We start from the raw sequence: 15,566 nt of genomic DNA on the forward strand, positions 1-15,566 counted from the left end.
CGCTTCGGGACCAAAGCGGCTTGCTGCCATGTCCTTTATCGCCTCAACGCAGCTGCTCGCCATCAAGATGGTCGAAACACCACGAGTATTCAGCTAGTCCTACCAAGCCCCAGTCCCTTTCAAGCACTCAGGTAAGCGTACCGACGTTGACATGTAGCGATAGAGCGTTTGAGCCTCGGCCAAATAGTGGACGGGGATGCGCTGGTTAGCTACCTTAAAAACGTCATCGCTCGAACATTGAAGGCCTAGATCGGTTCCGAAGCCGTGGTCATTACTGCCCTCATGAAGCTAGGCCTTGTATCTATCTCAGCCTTTCTCTATCGGAAGCATTTCCTTGACGGACCAGAAGACCCACGAAAACCATTACGTGCCAATCTGGTACCAGAAGCGTTTCCTTCAAACGCCTGGATCGCAGCTCTTCTATCTTGATTTCTCACCGACGATCTATCGGAATGGCCCAGAAAAATCGGTATCCAAACGCGTCCCGAAGAGCAGCTTTAAAACAACCGATCTTTACACTACCTGGCCTGGTGGACAGCCCAATGATGAAATCGAGCGTTTTCTGTTTGGAGAGATCGACAACTCTGGGGCCGTTGCGATTCGTCAACTAGCCAGTGGTCGACCTGAGGAAGTACACGACGCGTTTACGCCTTTTTTCGAATACCTCGGCGCACAGAAGTTACGCACGCCGAAAGGCCTAGATTGGATCAATGCACATTACTCGCAGCTTGATCAGTCTGGGCTAATGCGTGAGATGCAGCACCTATTGACGCTGAACTTGACCATCTGGAGTGAAGGGGTTCGTGAGATCGTCTCCGCGAAAGAGTCGGACATTAAATTCATCATTTCCGACAATCCTGTCACCCTCTACAATTCGGCCTGCCCTCCAGATGCGGCGGCATGTCGCTATCCAAATGAGCCGTCCGTGCAATGGAACGGGACCCAGACGATCTTCCCTCTTGATGCCGAGCACTGCCTTATTCTTAGCCACCTCGACTACGCGAATCAGGCAGATGGTCTCGACCTATTAGCCGAGCGACAGAATGCCCGCAACTTTGGACAAAGCCTGGTTCGAACGGATGTATGGATCCGATCCAGGTCGCTGTCCAGAGAGGAAGTGTTGGCGATCAATTACCTTCTAAAATCACGCGCGTGCAAACATGTGGCGGCGCCTGTGGAGGATTGGCTCTATCCGGAGAGGGAGTACGACGGCGATTGGAGCAAGATCGGGGAAGTGCTTCGCCCACCAGTTGACGAGCTTTGGCATTTTGGCGGAGAAATGTACGTTGGTTACGAGGATGGATCTACCCATTATCAGGACCCGTACGGGCGTACTTCGGGCAGCCATGAGTACCTGAAGAAATCGCCTCCCTCCGATGTAATCGAAGATGAAGCCGAATGCGGTTGCGGCAGCGGGTGTTCGTTTTCAGCGTGTTGCAAAGATATTCCTGAAGCGCATCGGTCCACCTGGTCTGTTGCAAGTATTCGGGAGCGGAACCTAATGTTCATCGGCAAGGAGGAAAACATCCTTGGACTGGACAGCGGGAAAAGTTGGAACGACGTGCGTGCAGAGCTTAACGACGAGCACGTCACGCAAATTTATCGGTGTCTTCAGGCATTGTGGCCATCTGATACAAACTTCAGGGAGCTCTGGCCGCGGCCGGACCCTCGTATTTTTCGGGCGGTTTACATGGGTTTTATCGACCCTCGCACTGTAGCCACGAGTGTGCTGACTTGGACCAGCTATTTTGATGAGGTTGTTCTCATCAACCCGTTCATGAATCCGACCTGTATTCGCCCCGAATTCAGCCCGATTGAAAATCCAGCTCAGTACAGGGCGCAGACCCTGAAAAATATATTGCTATTACTCGAACTTGAGCCATTCATTCAAGCAGGGATAGTTCACTTACTCCCTGACCCAGGCGAGTTAGAATTCGCTTTTGGTAAGGCGATACGGGACATGCAGATGTCGCGTCTTGGCGAAGCCGGAGACATTTACGACGACACCGGAATGTTTAAACGCCTTGCAAGTGACGACTCTGAGCGACTGCTTGCACGGCTACCACTTAAATCTATCAGCAACATCATCCGTAAATCGTCGCCCGATCTCGACGCTGCCGATGTCGATAAAATGGCACGGGAAATTAAAGAAAGCAGAGCCGATGACCCGTTGGCGCTACTTCAACCCTTCAAGCCGGGGAAAGAACACAGCCAGCTCTTGTCAATTCCTTGTGCACCGCTAGAGCTTTCGTTGTTCATGGCCCAAGTGACCGGTGCTGCAGTGTTTACGGATTTCCCGTTTTTTTGGCGACAGTTGAATGCCGCAACGCAAGCTCAACCTACTGCCGCATACTGGTTGCCATTCACGCATTTTACCGACCAGTTGTCCTTTCAGCTGGCTGATGACCTGTTTGAAATCCATCGGCTGCGGACATCAAAAGATTTGTCCGGTTTCCGCAACGTGTTCAGAAAAGTGTCGAGTTTGCTGATCGCTCCACCGGGAGATATAGCAGGCCAGATTGAGCAGCTTGTAATTGATACTGAAAGAGCTTCTCTAGCTGCTCAGGAGTGTTGGGTAAAGGATTGTCCCGCCGTTATTACGCGGCGACTCAGAATTGCTATCCCTGAGGAAGGTTTTGCTTACGCTGCGGTGCAGCGTCATGTACTGACCTACGGGCACGAGAGAGCTCTAAAGGCTGTTCCGCTCGCTCTATTTATTGATACGCCATGAGAGATCATTCACCGCCACCGAAAATTCCAGCTGAAGCTCGGTGCTATATCACTGAAGGTAAAGAAACAGCGCAAACCCAAGGAAAGAGATCGCGCCGCGCATGTCGCCCCATTCATCTGTTTGCTTTCAAGAATTGTCGAGCTTTGGTTTGACGTGTCGCCAAATTCGCTTTCAGGGCTGTCTGCCCGCCTGATTGCCCGAGACGCGGTGTCGCTGTAAAAGCTTGATATCCCAATGCAAGGTGAACTCTTCGCAAGCTGGGATCACGGCGACCTGGCAGATCGAGCGGGCCAGTACAGTGCACGAAACATCCTCTCGATGTAGCAAGTAACCTGAAACAGCCCGCGCTAGCGGGCTGTTTGCTATCCACAACTGTTACACCGATGGCCCTTGTTACACCCGGTGTACGCAACCGCTGCGCACGGTGTAACACTAAAATAACTCTTTATTTTTAATGAGTTAATACACACTGTTACACGAGCCACACCTGTTACACCGGTTTTGATCCGACTCCAGATACCACACCCCCGCTCCCCATCCTCCGTGATGCCATCAGCGACAGAAACCCATCCCCCGCGGTCAAGACGCACTGTCTTGGTGCGCCCCCCTAAACTTGCCGGGGACCCTGAGGATTTTCCCTCGGTACGGGGTCGGAAACCCGCCGGATCTTGCTAGCGGGAGAATTCCCAGCTTAGTGAACAGGTGAACCCGGTGAACTGCCTGTTCACCTGTGCATTTGCCCTACGGAACAACCGATCTTAGGTCACCATTGCCGATACGGTAACGATGCCCCTTTTTCTTAAGGATCCTTTCAATTTCAGAATTGAAATTTCAGTAAGCTGGAGCACCTCCCACTAACAAAACCCCGCGGGTTTCCGCCCCCGTACCTAAAGAAAAACCTCAGGGTCCCCGGCAGCATTTCAGATTGTGCACGTCTAAAGATTTCGCATGCCACGGCATGGTTGGCAGGTGGTCGTCAGCTCGACCATGATATTCATCCAATCAATTGAACCGCGTAGCTTTCTGTCAGGATGGATACACAGCGCATCATCCCTGACTGCCGAGACTGAGCATGCCATCCAACCTTCGAATGCCTATAGGCTCAATCACAACCGCCTTCCCCTCTGATCTCACGTCCAGGGCTGAGGGCCTGTACCAGATATTAGGCAACACAAGCCAAGCAACACACCCAGGCATTGGGGTCAGAGTAGGTGACGAGGATCTAGTCATCCCCTATCGGATTCATCACGAGGGCAATGAGCAAGGATGCCTACAGCTCAACGGCCTTCAAAGCGTGATGTACTCCTGCATCATGACAAGGCATCACGATGGCCATGTCCGACAACGTCAGCTACAGCAAATTCTTCCTGTGCTTGAGCCTTGGGTTGTCCCTTTCGTGATGCAGCTTACTGGCGAGTACGTAATAGAAGTACTCGATACCTGTGAGACCTATCTGCCAGCACTCAATCCTGAGCTATACGGGGCCTTCATTAGGGCCAACCCGAAATACTTCAAAGCGCTACAGGACAGGATGATCAGCTACTGGGATTGCTACTACCGTCATCTGTATAAGCACCGGCAAAACTACGTGGGATTTCGGTTATTCGAGCACTTTCGTAAACTCACAAACGGATAGAGGGCTAGTCAGCGCACGCCAGCGTTTATCCCTGTATCCCTAACTGTAAAATCCGCCTGCAGGGCACGACTTATATGGTACGCACGAGTCTCCCTCGGACACCACATAGCAGCAAACGAGAGTCGCTACCAACTCGGAACCCAAAAAACCGGCCAATCGAGCCGGTTTTTTTTATGCCCGGCGATCATGATACAAACCGCCCTCTTCCACACAAAAACACCCCTTTCCAGGGCTTACACCTCGACACCAAGCCCCATACGAGCCAGCAACCATTCCTGATAAACCGCATCACCATCTGCCGGCAGGCCGCTATGGGTGGTGTCGATGTGTCCCCCTTGCAGTTGTCCAACTTCCATCCGTTGCTGAAAGCTGTTCAGTGCGTCCGAAGCGTCGTTGTGACTGAGGGTCTGCACCTTGGGCAGTTCGGCAGCGTTGCTTTTCTCTTCTGACGGTGCCCAGTGCGGATCGGCGCTGTATCGGGTTTTCAGCTTTTCCACATCGCGCTCGGTCTCGCGAAAGATCTGATCGAGTTTTGCCTGGACTTCCGGTGTCGCGTTGGGGACTTCGAACCTGGCGGCTGTGGCCGTGCCATTCGCGAGGGACTTTTTCAGATCATTGACGTAGTGCAGTGGCGGCAGGTTGCTTCCGATCATGTTGACACTCCTGTGTAGGTCAGCGAGTGAGAGCAAGAGTCAGGCCAATCGTTTTGTCACCCCGTTCTGTTGGGCATGGGCCGATCGTGTGGGGGCGTGGCTGGAAGTGATTTGCCGGCAGGGGCAATCCGTTGCCGTGGGCGGGCCGAAACGTGGGGTTATCCAGCCAGTGGGCCTTGTAGCCCTCGCTGTATCCCAACGGTAGAATCCCGCGCCAGGCACGCACGCACGCGTTTCCTTCGGGCTCGCTTGTTCCGCTGGACCCATTCACAAGGATTCACCTCATGGAATCGCAACTGGAAACCGTTGCCCTCTTCTCCCTGAAACTGGCGTATGAGTCTGAAGACCAGAGTCCGATCCTGCGCGACGATCTGGTGATGGGCGATTACCAGCGGGATGTGTTCGAGTTATTGGTACGGCGCGGGGATGTCGAGGGGATTCAGGTGAAGGTGGGTGAGTGCGTGGGGTTGGCGCTGGAGGCGGTTGGGGGTGTGGATAAGCCGTTGGGGCGGGAGTTGCAGAAGTTGGCGGCGGAGTTTGCCGATGGGCAGACGATGGAGCACTTGGGTGAGCCGCTGATCGCGCTGAAGGCTTATCTGAGAGACATCGTATAAGGATGGCCGACGCGTGAGCGGGTCCGTTCACGCCTGTAGCACAAACCTTGCTTCCAGCCTGCGCAACAACTCAAACGTATTCAAAAAGGGAACGTTAAGCTGTTCGCATAAGTTAGGAATAATAAATTTTCGTTTCGCTTCGCGATTCAGCACTTCATGCGTAACGACTGTCGCCCCAGTCATCATCGCTTTCGCAATCAACCACGGGTCAGCACCCGCTAAAAACTCTTCCATCGCGCCAACTTTCATCATCGGCGCTTGTTCAGCCACAAGTCCAGCAACCTGCGCAAATGCCTGTTGCGTCTCCTGATCATTGATGGCGTGAAAAAAACCAGCGTTATCCTTCACCCACCCGGCCAGCTCGTCATTCCCTTTGGCCAGTTCATCCATGACTGGCGCAATGCTGGCGAGATCCAGCGTCTGATTTTTCAGCTGCAGCCAATGCCAAAAGCCAGGGCAGATCGTCATCCCGTAGTAACGGTTTTTGGCTTCGATCAGTGTGTTGGCGTCGAGTAGATGGTTCATTCCGTGATCCGGCTGGCGAGTGTCCTTAACTTGGCCGGTTGCACGCCGAGCAAATGGCCCGCGTCGCGCAGCAGCATTCGGCCGCTCATGGCTTCGGTCAGCACGGCCTTGCTCAGGCGCGGGCTGTTTTTCGCGGTGGCGTTGCGGTAGTAGTCGCCCGCGCCGCCCTTTTCATCCTGAAAAGCCTTGAGGATCGCTCGGTAGTAGGCGCTGTATTGGGCTTGGCTGATGTAGCCGAGGTCCAGCGCACGGCGGCCGATGGCTAATTTGCTGATGTGAAAGCGCGTGGCGAGCGGCGTCAGGTTGCTTTCCCAGTTCACATCGGCGTTCCACAGGGCGCGGAATTCGGTTTCGGGCGCCAGGAACTCGCCCGCCACGGCGTTGCAGAATCGTTCTTCGTCTCGGCCGTTTGCGGTGTGCCCGTCGGAGACTCCGCTGCTGCCGATCCAGAGGTGGGCCAGTTCGTGCAGCAGGGTGAAAAGCCTGGCCGTCGGCGCGTCGGCACTGTTGATAAACACGACGGGGGCGAAGGCGTTGCTGATGGCAAAACCGCGGAACTCACTGACTTCGAGCTTGCGGTGGGTGTTGCCCAGGGCAATGCCACTGCGCATCACGAGAATGCCGGCCTGTTCCGCAGCGTCGATCAAGGCGCGGTTGTATTTGTCGTAATCCAGTCGGGCACTGTCAGGATTCACGCCCAGGGTTCGGCGGATATCGTTCACCACTTCGCTGACCTGGGTTCGACTGTTGAAGCGTCCTACAAACGGCAGCGGTTGGTGTTCCTGTTGCTGCAGGTATTCCAGGTACCAGTCCTGTTTGCGGATGGCGTCCCTGACGGTGTCCAGCAGTTCCAGGCTCGGCCGCTGCGCAGCAATCCCGCCAACGGTTCGCAAATCGGGCAAGGGCAGTTGTTCAACGGGGGGTTGTTGAAGAAACAGGAAGCCGAAAGGGATGTGAGCGAGGCTCGCCCACTTTTGCGCCTGAAGGAATGTGGGTTTGGTTTCGCCAGCTTCCCACTCCTGCACCCGGTCGGGTTTCACGGGCAGCTTTTTCGCCACCTGTTCAGTGGAGAGGCCTGCCCGCTCACGGGACCATGTCAGCAGGCTTGGGTTGACGAAGGCGGCTTGGCTCATGGGGTCGCGGGCAAGTCAGAGGCGGACAGGCGTTCGAAAACATTCTTGGCCGATGTCCCTCGGTGATCTGGCATTGCCTTTCTCCTTGGCAGTAAAAGGTCGGGTGGCAGCGATTACAGACTAGTCGAGAAGCGGGCGATTATGAGGTAAATACGCGGCGACCCGAAGTGCGAATATGTAACCCGCTGACCGATGGCAGCGGTTTGTTGCAACGCGTTTCGAGAAGGGCATAGTCCCGTCTGCGGGATCGCGGTTGTGCCTTGATTTCCTAGTGTTTTCTGCGGTGGATGGCCGAAGGGTCAGCGGGTTGTTTTGACGGTTGCAGGAACGGGATGTGCAGGATAACCTCCCACTGTCGCTGCAAATTCAGCGACCGGGTGTGAGAGCCCGCAACAATCAAGGCGCAAAGCGCCCCAAAACCTGTCGTGGCGTTTTTTTTCGTCTGCGATAAGGCTTTATGGCGGCTGTGCGTGGGAGACCTTCGGGTCTACCGGTTGCCTTGATTGCCGGTTTCTCACCCCGCGCACGGCTGTCACCCAAGCCCGTGAGAAGGCTCGTGACAGCTCCTCCAATCAAGGATGTTGATCATGACCAAAACAAATCCGTCTGTAATTTGGCTGTTCCTTCCACGCCACGCCCAACCTCGCAACACCCTCCCCCACCACCCCCGCACCTGCGGAGGTGTCCAATGACCGACCAACCCGAACTCACCACCATTGGCCTGACGCCGGCCATTTATTGCTCCGGTTCTGATAACCCGGTGTTCCATGTCACGCGCGGTGTTCCGCTGGTGGATGCGTTGAGCATGGCGTCTGATTTTCTGTTTCTCGCCAAGGCGCTGAGCAAGGATGCGGCTTATGCGCGGGATCTGGATTATCACGCCTGGGCTGCGCATTACCTGACGTCGATGAGCAAGGCGTTGGTGGATGATGCGGTGAAGGTGTTGGAGTGGGATCGGGGGGCGGCGGCAAAGCGGGCCGCGGCTGAAACGGAGGCTGAGGGGTAACGGCTGGCGCTGTGGGGGTGTCTGGTTTTTAGCGTTATCGTTCACGTCCATCGTCGGAACGCCGCCCGGAGCAGGCTCGCTCCCACAGAAAAGCACAGTCACTGCCGGGTGGGGCGAATCCCTGTTTGGGGGATTCGCCAACGGGGGTTATCGGGGTGATTGGGATCGCTGGGCTATCAGCTGGAGCAACCGATCATCCTCGCCCGCCGCACCTATGACTTGCAGCCCGACCGGCATGCCGTTGACCAGCCCTGCGGGTAGGCTGATCGCCGGTAGACCGGTGAGGTTCCAGGCGCTGGTGTAGCTGAGGACGGCGGCGCGTACGTCGATGTCCTGGTCTGTGACACGGACTTGGCGTGCATCGACGGGTGTCGCGGTGATCGGCACACTGGGCGAGACCAGGAAGTCGTAGTGCTCGAACAGTCGGGCCATGCTCGCCTTGAGCGCGGCCTGTTTGGCTTGGGCGCGCAGGTATTGCCAGCCTCTGACTTCAGCCGACAACTCGAGGCGCTCGCGCACTTCCGGGTCGAATAGGTGCGGCGCCTGCTGCATGCGCTCGGCGTGGACGTCGTAGGCCTCGGCGCGTTGCAGCGCGAGCAAGGCTTCCTTCATGTCGGCGGCCAGGAGTTCGAGTTCGGCGGTTGGCTGCAGCGACTCGCCAAACAGTCGCCGCGCCGCCTCCTTCACCTGCCGATCCAGCGCCGGGTCAACCGGGCCGAAGCTGCCCGTGGTGATCCAGCCTACCCGCAGCGGTCGATCAGAGGTCGACTGCCTGCACGCTCGGCCCGCCAGCACTTCGAACAGCAGGCGCGCATCCTCGACGTGGTTGGCGATTGGCCCGACATGATCGAGGCTCGCCGACAGCGGGAACACCCCTTGCAGCGGTACGCTGGCAAACGACGGCTTGAAGCCGACCGCGCCGCACAACGCCGCCGGAATGCGGATCGACCCGCCCGTGTCGGTGCCCAGTGCCAATGGCACCATGCCGCTGGCCACCGCCGCCGCGCTGCCGGCGCTGGAGCCACCGGTGATGCAACGGGCGTCCCACGGGTTGCGTGCCGCGCCTTGCAGCGAGCGATCACCGGTCGGGCCGTAGGCGAATTCGTGGGTCAGGGTTTTCCCCAGCACCACGGCGCCCGCTTCGCGCAGGCGTTGCACGCACAGTGCATCGCGACTTGGCCTGAAGCCGGCAAAATGCGCCGAGCCATAGGTGGTGATGTGGTCGAACGTGTCGATGTTGTCCTTGATCGCCACCGGGATGCCATGCAGCGGGCCCAGGTCGATGCCCTGCGCCAACAGCTCGTCGGCCTTGTGCGCCTGGGCCAGCGACACGGCGGCATCGACGTGAACGAAGGCGTTCAGGATCGGGTTCAGGCGCTCTATGCTGTCCAGGGCGGTTTGGGTCATTCGCACGCTCGTCAGGGTGCCCGCACGTAACGCCTCGGCCAGTGCGACGACTGACTGGCCATGAAAGGGTCCAACATGAACAGGCTGGGCCAGGCTCATAGAAACGTCTCCATCAAACAGCGGCAGGTTGAGGGGAAGCGGCCACCCGCCGGGCGCCCGGGCGCACCATCAGCATCGCGCTCATGCCCAGTGCCGTGGCAACCGCTGCGGCGACGAACATCGACGAGTAGCCGTAGTGCAAGGTCAGGTAGCCGGTGAGCATGGGCGCGATGAACGAGGCCGTGTTGGCGATGAAGTGCGTCATGCCGCTGTAGGCGCCGACCCGGTTGGACGGTGCGGTGTCGATCACCACGGCCCAGTAAACCGAGTTGGGCAGCGCGTTGAGGGCGTTGGCCACGGTCATCAGGGCGATCACGCCCCACACGGTCTGGGCCTGGGACACGAGGATGAAGCACAGGGTGGTCAACAACAGGCAGGTCGCGGCCAGCCAGCTGCGTGCCACCTTGAGGTTACCGGTGCGGCGCAACAACAGGTCGGAAATCTTGCCGCCCAGCAGCACGGTGAAACAGGCGCCGGTCCAGGGGATCATGCCCATGTACCAGAGGGACGACAGGTTGTAGTGGAACTGGTCCTGCAGGTATTTGGGGGTCCAGGTCAGCAGCAGGAAGGTCACGTACACGAACGAGAAGTAACCGACCGCGTTGAGCAGCAGGTCCTTGTTCCTGAAGAAATGCCATACCGGCGTCACGTCGTCGGCCGGTGCCGAGGCGTTGCCCGCCGCAGCGCGCTCCTGACGCAGATAGTCACGTTCGGCCTGGGACACTCGCGGGTTCTCGTCGGGCGTATTGGTGAAGCGCGTCATGAAGAAGATCAACAGCGCGAGGCTGACCACGCCCAGCACCACGAACATGCTGCGCCAGTCACCGGTCAGGGTTTGCAGGCCGACCGCTATCGGCGCAGTCAGCAGCGCACCCAGCGGCGTGCTGAGCAGGCCTACCGACACCACGAAACCGCGCTCCCTGGGGGTTGCCCAGTTGGCCACGCTCTTGTTGATCACCGAGTAGGCCGGGCCTTCGGCGAAGCCGAACAGCACACGGATGGTGGCGAACCCCGCCATGGCCGAGCCGCCCATGAAGGCCAGCCCGAGATCGCCGGCAAACGCGGTGCAAATCTCGAAAATCGACCAGGTGGCGCCGGCAATCAGCCAGATGCGCTTGGCGCCAAAACGGTCGGCCAGGATGCCGCCGATCAACGCGCCCAGGATGTAGCCGTAGCCGAAGTACCCCAGGACATTGCCCCAGTCGGCCTTATCGAAACCGTACTCCGGAAGAATGCTCGCCGAAGCGTAGGAAATGGCCCCGCGATCGATGTAATTGAGCAACGCCATCAGCATGATCAGGAAGAAAATCTGGTAGCGGAAAGACGGAATAGCTGCGCTTTTCATAGGTGTCTGACTCTTCAAAATGAGGGCAGAAGTCAAAAAGTCGGCCGCGTCCGGCGTATTTTTTATTGTGTTACCCAAACGTTTGGGTTGGCCGAATGTAGATTCCGCAAAACGTTTAGTCAATCGTTTGGGTAAAGGATTTTTCCGGGAGGATGCAGCCCTTGGGTTAGAATCCCGGGCTGGACAACAGACGGTTGGAAGCCCCGCACACATGCCGAATCAATCTCGCCCAGCCACGCTGAAATCCATGGCGGCCGAACTCGGGTTGCACGTTTCTACGGTATCGCGCGTGCTCAATGGCGACCCGACCGGCGTCGAGCGTGCGGCGTCGCCCGAGGTGGTGGCGCGGATTCGCGCACTGGCCGAGGCACTGGATTACCGGCCGAACACCCAGGCTTCCAACTTGAAGTTGCGCAAGAGCCAGGAAATCTGCGTGCTCATGCCACGCCTGACTGACCTGGTGATGGCGACCATTTATGACAGCATCGACAGCGCGGCCGAGCAGGCCGGCTACCTCACCTTCGTCTCCAATACCGACGACCAGCAACCCCGCCAACAAGCGCGTGCCGAGCACGCCTTGCGCCGTTCGGTGGCCGGGCTGATCGTGGCGGACTCGCACCTTGGAGAAAGCCAGCCGCTGCTGGACTTGCTGATGCGCAAGCACATTCCATACGTGCTGGTCAGCCGGCAGATTGCCGGACACCTGGCGGCGGCGAGCGACGACGAACGGGGCGGTTGGTTAGCGGCGCAACACCTGCACCAGCTGGGCTATCGCGATGTGGCGATCCTGGCGGGCGAGCGCCACGCGTCCACGGGCGCCGATCGTACCCGTGGGTTCATTCGGTACTACCGTGAGCAGGGCCTGACACTGAACCCGCAGTGGACGGTCAATGGTGCTTTTGACAGCCTGACCGGGCACCAACAAGGCGAATATCTGCTGGGGCTCGAGCCGCGTCCGCAAGCGTTTTTTGCCGTCAACGACTTCCTGGCCATCGGCCTGATGGGGGCTGCCCGCGACAAGGGCCTGATGCCGGGCAAGGACATTGCCGTCGTGGGTTTCAACGACATTGCGCTGGCCAACGAGCTGACCGTACCGCTCACCAGCGTGCGCCTGCAGTTGGCGGAGATGGGCCGGCACGCCGTGGAATTATTGCTCAAGCGCATCAAGGGCGAGCCCGCCGAGTCGATCATCCTCGCCCCGCAGTTGCAGGTGCGGGCGAGCTCCTCGCTGCGTTGCGCTGACTGAAGGCGCATCCGGGCGCCCGCCCGTCTTGAGTGGCGTTACGCCGTCGCGCTTACGCCTGCACGTTTTTCATCACTCGGCACGTCATGCAGGGAAATCCGCGACGTCTCCGGCAACGCCAATCCACCCGCCAGCGCCAGCAACGCAATCGCGATCAGATAGAAGGCCGGCGACAGGTTGCTGCCGGTGGTGGTGATCAGCCAGGTGGCCACCAATGGCGCGGTACCGCCGAAGAGGGTGTAGGCCATGTTGTAGGTGATCGCCGACGCGGTGTAGCGAGTGCGTGTCGGAAAGGTTTCCGAGAGCAAGGCGGCCGTCACCACACCGCACAACACGGCGCCGATCGCCAGCAGCATCACGCCGACGATGGAGGCGGCGAACGAGCCGGAGCTGGCCATCAGGAACGACGGATAAACGACCACGATCAGCAGGATGCAGGCCGTGGCCACGGTTTTGCGCCGGCCGACCCAGTCCGAATACAGCCCGGCCAGTGGGCAGATCATCGCCGCGAACAGCAAGGCGATCAGCGACACCAGCAGCGCGGTGGCGCGGCTCAGGCCGCCGGCGACTTGCAGGTACGTGGCGAAGTAGGTGGTGAACATGTAGAACGACAGCGCCGTGAGTGACACGAACGCGCCCAGGCAGCAGATGGCTGCACCATGGTTGCGCAGGGTTTCCTTGAGCGGGGAATGCGCGACGGCGTGTTCCTCGGTCACGGCCTGGAAGGCCGGCGTCTCGTCCAGCTTCCAGCGCAGGTAAAGGCCCACCAGCCCCAGCGGCGCGGCGATCAGGAACGGCAGGCGCCAGCCCCAACTGCCCATCGCTTCGGCCGACAGCGAGGCCTCCAGTGCATAAGCCACCACCGCCGCTGCGGCGAAGGCGGAAAACGTCGACACCGGAATGAAGCTGCCGTACCAGGCGCGCTTGTCGCTCGGCGCGTGCTCCATCAGGTAGGCACAGGCGCCCGCGTACTCGCCCCCGGCGGAAAAGCCCTGGGCGCAACGGATCAGCGACAGCAGGATCGGCGCCATGACCCCAATCGCGGCGTAGGTCGGCAGCAGGCCGATCAAGGTGGTCGCGCCGGCCATCAACAGAATCGTCATCGCCAGGGTGCGCTTGCGGCCGATCTTGTCACCCAACATGCCGAAGAACAGCCCGCCCAGGGGACGAAAGGCAAACGCCACGGCGAAGACCGCGAACGTCTTGAGCAAGGCGGCACTGGCGTCGCCACTGGGGAAAAACTGCTGCGCGATGGTCGTGGCCAGAAAGCCGTAAACCGCGAAGTCGAACCACTCGACGAAATTGCCGATCCCGGCGGCAACGATCACCCTTCTCAGCGTCTGCGGGCTGACCTGCTCTGTCGTTACGTTCGTCATGCTGAACCTCGCCAATTCGTCCATTCACGTCCGATTATCGGGGTAGCCACCGACGCGGTTGGGCTCAGATGTGTCGTCCGCGTAGTCAGTAGCGACCTGTTGCGGGTTAGACAGGCAGGATTTGGGCCATTGGAGGCTGTGGATAACCCAGTGCCCGGTTTTATCCACAGCGGTGCATCGCGGGGCCAACCTCGCTGGACTATTTCACCTTTCCAGGTATTGGAAACCTCAGGTTACCGAATCGCATTGACCAGACTACAAACGGACCGACATTCTTCCGTCTCGAAATGTAATGACAAAGGGATTGTCATGTACGAAGACGAGCTGGAGAAAGATCCTTTCGACGATCTCTGGGGTCGAAAACTTCCGAACGGGGGTGGCTCGTGGGCCGCCTGGAATCCGCGACCCAAGCCAGTGCGGGAATACATACCCAAAGATGAATGGCCCACGCCCAAGGAGCGTTCAGATCTAGTCTTTGCCAAGTGCTGCACACCTGAAAACTGGGGAAGGACTCACGTCGGTGACGACGTCATGCCCGCTTCAGAATTTGGCAAGGTCATGCTGGCTGGGTCAATGCTGGTCCCGTCGGCAGCGGAGGCGGCGAGACTCGCTCTGGGCTTCGATGCGGTACTGGGGCGCATCGCGGGTGGCGGGATCATGCAAAGGGGCTTCACCTGGGCATTGCGTTCCAATCCTGCCGGCGTGTTCGTGATGGGCATGCTCCCGGCCCAAATGGGTGACGGCACGCTCTATACCGATGATCAGCTACGCCGCATGTCCCACGCTCCGACCCGCGTGCGCTTTCAGTTTCGTCTCGATGGTGAGGGCGTCTTACAGGTTTACGGCATCCATACCGGCCCGTCGGGAGATGACACCGTACGCACGGTGCAGGTCAGTTGGAACGACACAAAGACCGCACTTGAGGCCGAGCTGAACGGCGCCACCATTCTATGGACACCCCGAGAACGATCCGGTATTCCGTCAATGGTCCACCCGCAAGCCAGCGACAGCCGAGGCACCATTCTCGTTCACCCAATTCCGGAAGGCGCGGACTCCCAGATCGAGGGTTATCCAGCGGGAGACGATATAGAAACGGACGACTGCATTCTGGTCTTTCCGGCAGATTCCGGTCTGAATTCGTTGTATCTGGTGTTTTCGCGGCCGCTTGGTGGCGACCAGCGATATCATCCACCCCCCCTATCTCTACCAGCGTTCCCTGACGCTAAACTCGCCCCGTCTAAAACCTATGTGCAAGGTGGTGGAAAGAAACGACGGCGCTGGAAAGACAGCGCCGGAAAAATCTACGAGTGGGACTCCCAACACGCAACGGTGGAGCTTTATACCAAGCAAGGAAAGCACCTTGGAGAATATGATCCAGACACTGGCAGACAGACCAAACCCGAGAACCCTGCAAGGAGAGTGGAAAAATGAAGCACGTTGTCGAGGTGTTTGATCGCCAAAGCGAAGAGCTACAGGAAAGCATCGAAATACCTTCCGCTCGGGAGGCTGAGCTGGCGGACTTGATGGGCTGGAAAAGCCTTGAAGACGCGATCTATGTGTACGACTTGAATGCCGGACAATTGCGGGAAATCGAAAGATGGACAGGGGCGCATATTGCCGAGACGGGGCACATCGTTCAGCTAGCGTGTATTGCCTGAGCCTGGCCGGAAGTCACCGCGCCTTTTATCGGTAAAGTTCAGAGCATTGCGAGACGTCTGGTATTCGGCGTTATCGTTTACGGCCATCGCGAGCAGGCTCGCTCCCACAGGGGGGGGTGTCGGTGGTTTTTTTGTTTCAA

At 58.5% G+C, this 15,566-nt stretch carries 12 protein-coding genes; 6 read left to right on the forward strand and 6 right to left on the reverse strand.

The window, feature by feature from the left end:
• Nucleotides 1–334: 334 nt before the first annotated feature.
• Entirely contained in the window at nucleotides 335–2,731 is a 2,397-nt protein-coding gene (locus IB249_RS06465) for a DUF4238 domain-containing protein (protein WP_192302644.1), read from the forward strand.
• A gap of 1,869 nt (nucleotides 2,732–4,600) precedes the next feature.
• Here the strand turns inward: IB249_RS06465 and IB249_RS06470 are convergent.
• On the reverse strand, nucleotides 4,601–5,020 hold the full coding sequence (locus IB249_RS06470; protein WP_192302645.1) for a hypothetical protein: 420 nt from the start codon (nucleotides 5,018–5,020) through the stop codon (nucleotides 4,601–4,603).
• Between the two features lie 284 nt (nucleotides 5,021–5,304).
• Here IB249_RS06470 and IB249_RS06475 point away from each other — a divergent pair, with 284 nt between their 5' ends.
• Nucleotides 5,305–5,634 carry a hypothetical protein gene (locus tag IB249_RS06475; protein ID WP_192302646.1) on the forward strand — a complete coding sequence of 110 codons (330 nt, stop codon included), beginning with the start codon at nucleotides 5,305–5,307 and terminating at the stop codon, nucleotides 5,632–5,634.
• Nucleotides 5,635–5,661: 27 nt separating this feature from the next.
• On the opposite strand, the gene IB249_RS06480 is transcribed toward IB249_RS06475, so the two are convergent.
• Nucleotides 5,662–6,159 carry a DUF4411 family protein gene (locus IB249_RS06480; RefSeq protein WP_192302647.1) on the reverse strand — a complete coding sequence of 166 codons (498 nt, stop codon included), beginning with the start codon at nucleotides 6,157–6,159 and terminating at the stop codon, nucleotides 5,662–5,664.
• Nucleotides 6,156–7,292 carry an ImmA/IrrE family metallo-endopeptidase gene (locus IB249_RS06485; protein ID WP_192302648.1) on the reverse strand — a complete coding sequence of 379 codons (1,137 nt, stop codon included), beginning with the start codon at nucleotides 7,290–7,292 and terminating at the stop codon, nucleotides 6,156–6,158. The genes IB249_RS06480 and IB249_RS06485 overlap by 4 nt, the downstream gene beginning before the upstream one ends.
• Before the next feature lie 688 nt (nucleotides 7,293–7,980).
• On the opposite strand from IB249_RS06485, the gene IB249_RS06490 reads away from it, so the two are divergent.
• Nucleotides 7,981–8,298: a DUF3077 domain-containing protein gene (locus IB249_RS06490; RefSeq protein WP_192302649.1), complete on the forward strand. Its 318-nt coding sequence runs from the start codon at nucleotides 7,981–7,983 to the stop codon at nucleotides 8,296–8,298.
• Between the two features lie 147 nt (nucleotides 8,299–8,445).
• Here IB249_RS06490 and IB249_RS06495 read toward each other — a convergent pair whose 3' ends face one another.
• Entirely contained in the window at nucleotides 8,446–9,804 is a 1,359-nt protein-coding gene (locus IB249_RS06495) for an amidase (RefSeq protein ID WP_192302650.1), read from the reverse strand.
• A 13-nt stretch (nucleotides 9,805–9,817) separates the two neighbouring features.
• Nucleotides 9,818–11,149 (reverse strand): MFS transporter, encoded by a 1,332-nt coding sequence (locus IB249_RS06500; RefSeq protein ID WP_192302651.1) that lies wholly within the window; start codon nucleotides 11,147–11,149, stop codon nucleotides 9,818–9,820.
• Nucleotides 11,150–11,360: 211 nt separating this feature from the next.
• On the opposite strand from IB249_RS06500, the gene IB249_RS06505 reads away from it, so the two are divergent.
• Nucleotides 11,361–12,395 (forward strand): LacI family DNA-binding transcriptional regulator, encoded by a 1,035-nt coding sequence (locus IB249_RS06505; RefSeq protein ID WP_192302652.1) that lies wholly within the window; start codon nucleotides 11,361–11,363, stop codon nucleotides 12,393–12,395.
• 35 nt (nucleotides 12,396–12,430) lie between these two features.
• Here IB249_RS06505 and IB249_RS06510 read toward each other — a convergent pair whose 3' ends face one another.
• Nucleotides 12,431–13,768 (reverse strand): MFS transporter, encoded by a 1,338-nt coding sequence (locus IB249_RS06510; protein ID WP_192302653.1) that lies wholly within the window; start codon nucleotides 13,766–13,768, stop codon nucleotides 12,431–12,433.
• Between the two features lie 309 nt (nucleotides 13,769–14,077).
• Between IB249_RS06510 and IB249_RS06515 the strand changes: the two genes are divergently transcribed.
• Together IB249_RS06515 and IB249_RS06520 are read left to right on the forward strand one after the other, a co-directional pair.
• A complete protein-coding gene (locus IB249_RS06515; protein WP_192302654.1) occupies nucleotides 14,078–15,199 on the forward strand; it encodes a colicin E3/pyocin S6 family cytotoxin in 1,122 nt (373 codons plus the stop codon).
• Nucleotides 15,196–15,426: a hypothetical protein gene (locus IB249_RS06520; RefSeq protein ID WP_192302656.1), complete on the forward strand. Its 231-nt coding sequence runs from the start codon at nucleotides 15,196–15,198 to the stop codon at nucleotides 15,424–15,426. The genes IB249_RS06515 and IB249_RS06520 overlap by 4 nt, the downstream gene beginning before the upstream one ends.
• The last annotated feature ends 140 nt before the right edge of the window (nucleotides 15,427–15,566 follow it).

The sequence above is a fragment of the Pseudomonas sp. PDM04 genome (assembly GCF_014851765.1).
In the GTDB taxonomy this organism is placed as follows: Bacteria; Pseudomonadota; Gammaproteobacteria; order Pseudomonadales; family Pseudomonadaceae; genus Aquipseudomonas.

Excerpts from the sequence above, each read along its gene's own strand:
- IB249_RS06470 (WP_192302645.1), bottom strand. The coding sequence starts at position 5,020 with ATGATCGGAAGCAACCTGCCGCCACTGCACTACGTCAATGATCTGAAA.
- IB249_RS06475 (WP_192302646.1), top strand. The coding sequence starts at position 5,305 with ATGGAATCGCAACTGGAAACCGTTGCCCTCTTCTCCCTGAAACTGGCG.
- IB249_RS06480 (WP_192302647.1), bottom strand. The coding sequence starts at position 6,159 with ATGAACCATCTACTCGACGCCAACACACTGATCGAAGCCAAAAACCGT.
- IB249_RS06485 (WP_192302648.1), bottom strand. The coding sequence starts at position 7,292 with ATGAGCCAAGCCGCCTTCGTCAACCCAAGCCTGCTGACATGGTCCCGT.
- IB249_RS06490 (WP_192302649.1), top strand. The coding sequence starts at position 7,981 with ATGACCGACCAACCCGAACTCACCACCATTGGCCTGACGCCGGCCATT.
- IB249_RS06495 (WP_192302650.1), bottom strand. The coding sequence starts at position 9,804 with ATGAGCCTGGCCCAGCCTGTTCATGTTGGACCCTTTCATGGCCAGTCA.
- IB249_RS06500 (WP_192302651.1), bottom strand. The coding sequence starts at position 11,149 with ATGAAAAGCGCAGCTATTCCGTCTTTCCGCTACCAGATTTTCTTCCTG.
- IB249_RS06505 (WP_192302652.1), top strand. The coding sequence starts at position 11,361 with ATGCCGAATCAATCTCGCCCAGCCACGCTGAAATCCATGGCGGCCGAA.
- IB249_RS06510 (WP_192302653.1), bottom strand. The coding sequence starts at position 13,768 with ATGACGAACGTAACGACAGAGCAGGTCAGCCCGCAGACGCTGAGAAGG.
- IB249_RS06515 (WP_192302654.1), top strand. The coding sequence starts at position 14,078 with ATGTACGAAGACGAGCTGGAGAAAGATCCTTTCGACGATCTCTGGGGT.
- IB249_RS06520 (WP_192302656.1), top strand. The coding sequence starts at position 15,196 with ATGAAGCACGTTGTCGAGGTGTTTGATCGCCAAAGCGAAGAGCTACAG.